The organism is Streptomyces sp. NPDC006265, from assembly GCF_040613555.1.
In the GTDB taxonomy this organism is placed as follows: Bacteria; Actinomycetota; Actinomycetes; order Streptomycetales; family Streptomycetaceae; genus Streptomyces.
In genome coordinates, this window is record NZ_JBEXSH010000410.1 from 1 (window position 1) to 7,819 (window position 7,819).

General features: G+C 71.2%; 10 protein-coding genes and 1 riboswitch. Of the genes, 4 read left to right on the forward strand and 6 right to left on the reverse strand.

Going from position 1 to position 7,819, the window contains the following annotated elements:
- The first annotated feature begins 212 nt into the window (after positions 1-212).
- The gene (locus ABZ281_RS28460; RefSeq protein ID WP_356659983.1) at positions 213-437 is read left to right on the forward strand and encodes a (2Fe-2S)-binding protein; all 225 of its coding nucleotides are present in this window, start codon (positions 213-215) and stop codon (positions 435-437) included.
- A 6-nt stretch (positions 438-443) separates the two neighbouring features.
- Here ABZ281_RS28460 and bfr read toward each other — a convergent pair whose 3' ends face one another.
- Positions 444-920: a bacterioferritin gene (bfr, locus tag ABZ281_RS28465; RefSeq protein ID WP_030848124.1), complete on the reverse strand. Its 477-nt coding sequence runs from the start codon at positions 918-920 to the stop codon at positions 444-446.
- A 175-nt stretch (positions 921-1,095) separates the two neighbouring features.
- Between bfr and ABZ281_RS28470 the strand changes: the two genes are divergently transcribed.
- Positions 1,096-1,746, forward strand: coding sequence for a sulfite oxidase-like oxidoreductase (locus tag ABZ281_RS28470; protein WP_356659985.1), 651 nt, complete (start codon positions 1,096-1,098; stop codon positions 1,744-1,746).
- 42 nt (positions 1,747-1,788) lie between these two features.
- Here ABZ281_RS28470 and ABZ281_RS28475 read toward each other — a convergent pair whose 3' ends face one another.
- From ABZ281_RS28475 to thiO, 5 genes are all read right to left on the reverse strand, one after another.
- Positions 1,789-2,667, reverse strand: a complete 879-nt coding sequence (locus tag ABZ281_RS28475; RefSeq protein ID WP_356659987.1) for a deoxyribonuclease IV — start codon at positions 2,665-2,667, stop codon at positions 1,789-1,791.
- A 58-nt stretch (positions 2,668-2,725) separates the two neighbouring features.
- Positions 2,726-4,660, reverse strand: coding sequence for a Stk1 family PASTA domain-containing Ser/Thr kinase (gene pknB, locus ABZ281_RS28480; protein ID WP_356659989.1), 1,935 nt, complete (start codon positions 4,658-4,660; stop codon positions 2,726-2,728).
- Between the two features lie 93 nt (positions 4,661-4,753).
- Entirely contained in the window at positions 4,754-5,551 is a 798-nt protein-coding gene (locus tag ABZ281_RS28485; protein WP_356659991.1) for a thiazole synthase, read from the reverse strand.
- Between the two features lie 2 nt (positions 5,552-5,553).
- Entirely contained in the window at positions 5,554-5,754 is a 201-nt protein-coding gene (thiS, locus tag ABZ281_RS28490; RefSeq protein ID WP_356659993.1) for a sulfur carrier protein ThiS, read from the reverse strand.
- Complete coding sequence (gene thiO / locus ABZ281_RS28495) at positions 5,751-6,923, reverse strand: glycine oxidase ThiO (RefSeq protein ID WP_356659995.1); 1,173 nt, start codon at positions 6,921-6,923, stop codon at positions 5,751-5,753. Before thiO ends, thiS begins: the two co-directional genes overlap by 4 nt.
- Positions 6,921-7,032: riboswitch (TPP riboswitch) on the reverse strand. Its footprint overlaps the gene before it by 3 nt.
- Before the next feature lie 52 nt (positions 7,033-7,084).
- Between thiO and ABZ281_RS28500 the strand changes: the two genes are divergently transcribed.
- Both ABZ281_RS28500 and ABZ281_RS28505 read left to right on the forward strand, forming a co-directional pair.
- Positions 7,085-7,435, forward strand: a complete 351-nt coding sequence (locus tag ABZ281_RS28500) for a hypothetical protein (protein ID WP_356659997.1) — start codon at positions 7,085-7,087, stop codon at positions 7,433-7,435.
- A 32-nt stretch (positions 7,436-7,467) separates the two neighbouring features.
- The coding region (locus tag ABZ281_RS28505; protein ID WP_356659999.1) for an FAD-dependent oxidoreductase at positions 7,468-7,819 on the forward strand (352 nt) is incomplete at its 3' end.

Below are 7,819 nucleotides of genomic sequence, written 5' to 3' on the forward strand. Positions count from 1 at the left end.
CTCCAAGGGCAAGTTGATGTTTGCCGGCACCGGCAACGATGCTGAATCCAAGAACGTCATTGACTACCCTGCGGCCTATCCCTACGTGGTCGGGGCACACGATCCGCGCCCCTCTCCGCTTTCGTGCTCCGGACCCGGCGGGTAAGGTTAGGTTAGCCTCACCGATCAACGGGGCGGCGCATCCGAGAACGACCCGTCGGGAGGTGAACCGCATGTACGTCTGCAGTTGCTTCGGGATCACCGAGCAGCAGGTCAAGCAGCACGCGGACGGCGGCGCCTGCACCCCCCGCCAGATAGCCTCCGCCTGCAAGGCGGGCACGGACTGCGGGTCCTGTGTGCGCCGCATCCAGGCGATCCTGGGCAGGGGGGCCTGCCCTCGCCGCGACCTGGCCGACCAGGGCCGGCCGGTGCTCACGAACCTCGAAGACGCCGCCTGATCCCGGTCAGCTCGGCTGCTCGATCTGCTGCGCGATGTACAGCGCCTCGCCGAGCTTGTCGATCAGCTCCAGCTGCGTGTCCAGATAGTCGATGTGGTGTTCCTCGTCCTCGAGGATCGACTCGAAGAGGTTCGCGGACGTGATGTCGCCCTTGCTGCGCATCACCTCGATGCCGCGCTTGAGCCGGTCGATCGCCTCGACCTCGACCTGCCGGTCCGCCTGGAACATCTCGGTGACCGTCTGCCCGACCCGTACGTGGAAGAGTCGCTGGTAGTTCGGCAGGCCGTCCAGCATGAGGATGCGCTCGGTGATCTTGTCCGCGTGCTTCATCTCATCGATGGACTCTTCACGCGTGTACTTGGCGAGCTTGGTCCAGCCGTTGTTGTCCTGGATCCGATAGTGCAGCCAGTACTGGTTGATCGCCGTCAGCTCGCCGGTCAACTGCTCGTTGAGGAATTCGAGGACCTCGGGGTCGCCCTGCATCGCAGAGGCTCCTTCCATGCGGGGGAACTGGCAGGTTGCGCCGCATGATTCCACCGGTGAAGAAGATCGTCCAGTAAGTCTCCACTTAGTAAGTAAGGGCATGCTTAGTTGAGTTTGTCCCATTTCGGAGTGGGCCCGGTCAGGGGCATCTCCCCGGGTCTGTCAGGATGGAGTCATGGGTCAGCCGCTGGAACACGAATCGGGAGAAGGGCGCGATCCAGCAGGAGCGACGCAACCCCAGCTGCCCCCGGGACAGCGGCTGCAACGCGGCTGGCCGGTCACGCACTACGGCCCCGTCCCCAAGTTCCGGCCCGAGCGCTGGGAGTTCCGGGTCTTCGGCGCCACTGCCGACGGCGGCAAGCACTGCTGGACCCACGAGGAGTTCACGGCCCTGCCCCACACCACCGTCGTGGCCGATCTGCACTGCGTCACGAAGTTCAGCATGCTGGGCGCCGAGTGGGGCGGCATCCCCGCGCGCACGCTCCTCGACCTCGCCCCGCCCGCGGACGACGTCACCCATGTGATGGTGTGGGCCGAGTACGGATTCAGCTCCAACCTCCGGCTGTCCGACTTCGCCGGTGAGCAGGTCCTCTTCGCCACCCACAAGGACGGCGAGCTGCTCACCGCCGAGCACGGTTTCCCCCTGCGCCTGATCGTTCCCCACCTCTACGCCTGGAAGGGCCCCAAGTGGGTGCGCGGTGTGGAGTACATGAGCGCCGACCGGCGTGGGTTCTGGGAGGAGCGGGGCTACCACAACATCGGCGACCCCTGGCAGGAGCAGCGCTACTCGTACCAGGAGGTGCCCGGGGACGGGCCCGACCTCTGACGGCTCAGCCCTCGCTGACGGGCTCGGCCGTAGCCGGAGTGCTCAGTCGTCGCGCAGCTTCTTCAGCCGCTCCACGTCGGCCGCGTGCCCCTGCCTGCCGCCCGGCGTCTCGATGATCAGCGGCACGCCCTCGGTCGCGGGGTGGGTCATCAGGGCCCGGAACGGGTCCTCGCCGATGTGGCCGACGCCGATGTTCTCGTGCCGGTCCTTGTGGGCGCCGACCACGTCCTTGGAGTCGTTGGCGTGGATCAGCTTCAGCCGGCCCTCGCCGACCGTGTCCACCAGCAGGTCCAGCGTCTGGTGCATGCCGCTGGGGCCGGTCAGATCGTGCCCGGCCGCGAAGATGTGGCAGGTGTCCAGGCATACGCCGAGCATCGGGTGGGCGTCCAGCGCCTCGAAGTAGGGGCCGAAGTCCCACGTCCGTGAGCACAGCGAGGCGCCCTGGCCGGCGGTCGACTCCAGCAGCAGGAACGGGTCGTCGTCATGGGTCAGCTCGTCCAGCAGCGGCAGCAGGTGTTCCCGCACCTGCCGCAACGCCACCGACCGCTCCCGGCCGCCGGTCGCGCTGCCGGTGTGCACGACCACGCCCAGCGCCCCGATCTCCCGCCCGCGCCGCAGCGAGTGCCGCAGCGACTCCACCGACCGCTCCACGGTCGCCTCGGTGTGCGAGCCGAAGTTGATCAGGTACGGGGCGTGTACATAGGCCGGGACCGACTCGGCCGCGCACGCCGCGCGGAACGCCTCGTCCTGCTTGGGGTTTCCGGTCGGCGTGGCCCAGCCGCGCGGGTTGGCGACGAAGACCTGGACGGCCTCCGCCTTCAGGTCACGGGCGTACGACAGACCTACGGAATGGAGCCCACCGGCCACGGGGACGTGGCCGCCCACGGGGTTGCGGGAGGCGCCGGACAGCTGACTGTTCACCCGTTCAGGGTGTCATGCGTCCGGCCCTGCCCCGTCCACGGGCTCCCGCCCGCCGTCGTCACCTGATCTTGATGGTGATCGTCGAGCCCTTGGGGGCGGTCCGACCGCCCTCGACGGACTGGCTCTTGACCTCGTCGCCGAAGATGCCGAACAGCCCGCGGTCCTCGTCGACCTCGAACCCGGCGCCCTCCAGCGCCTGCCTGGCGTCGTCGACGCTGTCGCCGACCACGTCCGGAACCTCGATCATCTCGGGGCCCTTGGACAGCGTCAGCGTCACGGTGTCGCCCTCGGCCGCCGGGCCGCCGGACTTCGGCGTCTGGCGGACCACCTGGCCCTTGTCGTACTCGGAGGAGGTGACCCGCTCGGTGGCGATCTCCACCTTGAGGCCGGCCTCCGTCAGCTCGGACCTCGCGTCGGACTCGTCCGAGCCGATGACGTCGGGGACGTCGATGCGGGCGCCCTTGCTGACGACCAGCGCGACACCCGTGCCCGCGCGCACCTTCGTGCCGTCCGCCGGGCGCGCGGTGATCACCGAGCCGCGCGGCACGTCCTCGCTGAACTCCCGGGTGACCATGCCCGGCTCCAGCCCGTCCTCCTTCAGCAGGCTCCGCGCCTTGTCCAGCTTCCGGCCCGCCAGGGCGGGCACCCGCACGGTCTCGGGGCCGTCGGAGACGGTGATGCCCACCGAGTCGTTGCCGCGGATGCGCGTCCCGGCCTTCGGGTCGCTGCTGATGATCTGGCCGCGCTCCACGGTGTCGCTGTAGGCGTGCTTCACCTTGCCGAGTTCGAGACCGGCGTCCTGCAGCCGGTCCTCGGCCTGCTCCTGGGTCTTCGTCAGCAGCGGGGGGACCTCGGTGAACTGGCCGGAGTTGATGTACCAGATGCCGGCGCCGAGGCCGAGCACGAGCAGGACGGCGACGACGATCGCCGTCGGGCCGCGCCGGGAGCCCGAGCTGCGCCGGGACGGCGGGGGCGGCGGCGGGGACGCGAAGCGGCTGGTGCGGTTGAGGGCGGCCCCTGAAGCGTCGTCCTCGTCGACCGGCAGCGGGCGCGGCGTGGTCAGGGCGCGCGGGATCACGGTCGTCCGGTCGTCGCCGTTGTCGTGGTCCATCGCGAGCGCCTGCGGCGGCACCGCGTCCAGCTGGTCCTCGCTCAGCCGGCCGCGTCCGTCACGGACCTGCGCGAGCAGCGCCACCGCGTCGTACGGGCGGACGGCCGGGGCCCGGGCCGTCGCCGAGGCCACCATCTCGTCCAGCTCGTACGCCATACCGGGCACGGCGACCGAGGGCGGGGGCACGTCCTCGTGCAGGTGCTTGTACAGGATCACGGCGGGGGAGTCCCCGTCGTGCGGCTTGTCGCCGGTCAGCATCTCGTAGAGCATCACGCCGCACGCGTACACGTCGACGCGGGGATCGGCGGTGCCGTCCTCTATCTGCTCCGGCGCGAGGTACGAGACCGTGCCGAGCACCGTGCCGGTGGTGTTCGTCACCGTGTCCACGGCCCGGACGAGCCCGAAGTCGGCGACCTTCACCCGACCGTCATCCCCTATCAGGACGTTCTCGGGCTTCATGTCGCGGTGCACGAACCCGGCGCGGTGCGCGGCGCCCAGCGCGGCCAGCACCGGCTCCAGGATGTCCAGCGCGGCCCGCGGCTGCAGGGCCCCGCGCTCGCGCAGCACGTCCCGCAGGGTGCAGCCCGCCACGTACTCCATCGCCAGATACACGTACGAGCCGTCGTTGCCCTGGTCGAAGACCTGCACCACGTTCGGGTGGGCCAGCCGGGCCACGGACTTCGCCTCGCGGATGAACCGCTCGACGAACGAGGCGTCGACCGCGAGCGAGGGGTGCATCACCTTGAGCGCGAGGACCCGGTCGAGCCGGGTGTCCACGGCCCGGTAGACCGTGGCCATCCCGCCGACCGCGATCCGCGAATCGATGCGATACCGGCCGTCGAGCACCTGCCCGACCAAGGGGTCCTGAAGGGTCGTGTCCACGCAGGCGAGTGTACGAGCCGACACCGACAGCTCTCCCGCCCCGCCCGTTTTCGGGGCGGGACTGCAGCCGACCTGTGACGTGTGGACGAGCCCCTACCGGAAGGCGGGACGCTCCGGGTCCAGGGCGGCCATGCCCTCCGTCGGCGACGACGCCTCCGCGAAATGCCGCCGCGGGATCCGTCCCGCCCGGTACGCCAGCCGCCCCGCCTCCACGGCGTGCCGCATCGCGTCGGCCATCAGCACGGGCTCCTGCGCCCGCGTCACCGCCGAGGCGAGCATCACACCCGCACACCCCAGCTCCATCGCCAGCGCGGCGTCAGAGGCCGTACCCGCGCCCGCGTCCAGGATCACCGGCACGCGCGCGTGCTCCACGATCAGCTGGAAGTTGTGCGGGTTGCGGATCCCCAGCCCGGAGCCGATCGGCGAGCCCAGCGGCATGATCGCCGCACAGCCCACATCTTCCAGCTTCCGGGCCAGCACCGGGTCGTCGTTGGTGTACGGCAGCACCGTGAACCCGTCGTCGACCAGGGTTTCGGCCGCCTCCAGCGTCTCGATCGGGTCCGGCAGCAGCGTGCGCTCGTCGGCGATGACCTCCAGCTTGACCAGGTCCGTGCCGAGGGCCTCGCGCGCGAGCCGGGCCGTGAGGACGGCCTCGCCGGCGGTGAAACAGCCGGCCGTGTTGGGCAGCACCCGGATGCCCAGCTTGTCCAGGACGGACAGCACCGAGCCGTGCACCGAGGCGTTCACCCGGCGCATCGCGACCGTCGTCAGCTCCGTCCCGGACGCGACCAGCGACCGTTCCAGCACGTCGAGGCTGGGCGCCCCGCCCGTGCCCATGATCAGACGGGAGGTGAACGACGTACCACCGAGGGAGAACGGATCGTCGGCCATGGTCAGCCTCCTTGGACGGCGGTGAGGACTTCCACGCGGTCTCCCTCGGTCAGGCGCGTGTCGGGCCACTGCGTGCGCGGGACGACGGTTTCGTTGAGGGCGGCGGCCACGCCCGAGGGCGAGGCGGTGAGCGACCTCACGACGGTGTCGAGAGCCGTGCCGGGCCGGACGTCCCGGGGCTCCCCGTTGACGGAGATGTTCATGCGGGCTGCTCCGAGAGTGCGGTGGCGGGACTGAAGCGCTTCGGCGTGAAGGGGCGGGCCTCCTCGGGGAGTTCGCCTGTCGCCAGGACGTGCGCCATGGCGTCGCCGGTCACGGGCGTGAGCAGGACGCCGTTGCGGTAGTGGCCGGTGGCCAGCAGCAGGCCCGCCAGACCGGTCGGGCCCAGCAGCGGCGCGTTGTCGGGGGAGCCGGGCCGCAGCCCGGCCCGCGTCTCGGTGAGCGGCAGCTCGGTGATGCCCGGGACCAGCTCGTGCGCGTCCCGCAGCAGCTCGTACACGCCGCCCGCGGTCACGGTGGTGTCCCAGCCCAGCTCCTCGCTGGTGGCCCCGACGACGAGCTCGCCGCTCGCGCGCGGCACCAGGTAGACGTGGCTGCCGCGCACCACCGCGCGCACGGTCCGGCTCAGGAACGGCCCGTGCCGCCGCGGCATGGTCAGCCGCAGGACCTGCCCCTTCACCGGCCGCACGGGAGGCAGCACGTCCCGCGGGACACCCGCGAGCCGCCCGCTGAGACTGCCCCCGGCGAGCACCACCTGCCCGGCGGCCGCCTCGGTCCCGTCGGCCAGGACGACACCCGCGGCCCGGTCCCGGACGACGGTCAGCCGCTCCGCCCACATCCGGTGGAAGACCACGCCCGTCCGCTCGCACGCGGCGACCAGCGCCCCGGTCAGCCGCCGCGGGTCGATCTGGTGATCACCGTCGACCCGCAGCCCGCCGCGTACGCCCGGCGCGAGCATCGGCTCCAGGCGCCGGCACTCGCGCCCGGACAGCCACTGCGACTGCAGGCCGGACTGCTGCTGTAGGGCGTGCAGTTCACGCAGGTGGGCCCGGTCGTCGGCGTCCAGGGCCACGGCGAGTGTGCCGCAGCGGCGGTAGCCGAGGTCCTGGCCGGTCAGCTCGGTGAGCTCGGCGGCGAAGTCCGGGTAGCGGCGGGCCGAGGCGAGGTTCAGGCCGAGCAGCGTCTGCTCGCCGTAGTGCAGTTCCGTGACGGCGGCCAGCATGCCGGCCGCCACCTGTGCGGCTCCGCCGCCGGGCTCGGGGTCCACGACGGCCGTGACGAACCCCCGTTGCGCGGCCCGCCAGGCCGTGACCAGGCCGATGATCCCGCCCCCGATGACCAGGACGTCTGACGATGTGGACGTAGGCGACATGGGCGTCCAGCCCCTCCCTTCGCCGGCATGACCCGGATCAGGTTCGTACGGTCGGAGGCCGCCAGCCTCCCTCTCAGCCCGGTGCGTCCGGGCTCCCGCGAGTGCTTTACGTTGGCCACCCTAGCCCGATGCCGTACGCCGCAGTAAGGGAGCCTCCGTCCATGGCCCGATCCCTCGACGGTCTCGTCCTCGCCCCGGTCGCCGACCAGGCGCCGGGTCAGGTGGGCGCCCGCACCCGGTTCACGTACCACGAGCGGCAGGGCGAGATCTGGGCCGAGTACACGGGCGGCGACGTCGTACGCGGGCATCTCGTGGGTACCCGGGAGGGTGACCGGCTGGACTTCCGGTACGTCCAGCTCAAGCAGGACGGGACCACGTCCTCGGGGCACTGCGTCTCGACGGTCGTGGAGCTGCCCGACGGGCGGGTGCGGCTGGAGGAGACCTGGGAGTGGGAGTCCCAGCGGGGCGACGGCACGAGCGTTGTGGAGCAGGTCACGGCGCATGAGCACTGACTGACAATTCGTCAGGTGTCTATGGTGATCAGGTGAGCGAGCAGACGCAGGAACCAGGTTCGTCCGCGCCGCGGCGCGTCGTCGTGGCGGGCGCGGGCATGGCCGGGGTGCAGACCGCCGTCGCCCTGCGCGAGCAGGGCTTCACCGGCGACGTGATCCTGATCGGCGCCGAGCCCCACCAGCCCTACGACCGGCCTCCGTTGTCCAAGGCCGTCCTGCTCGGCAAGTCCGAGGGCTCCGCCTTCGACGTCGACTTCGAGGCCCTCGCCATCGAACTGCGGCTCGGCTGCGAGGTGCTGGGCCTGCGCCCCGCCGACCACGAGCTCGACACCGAGGACGGGCCCGTGCCCTACGACGTCCTGGTCGTCGCGACCGGCGCCGAAC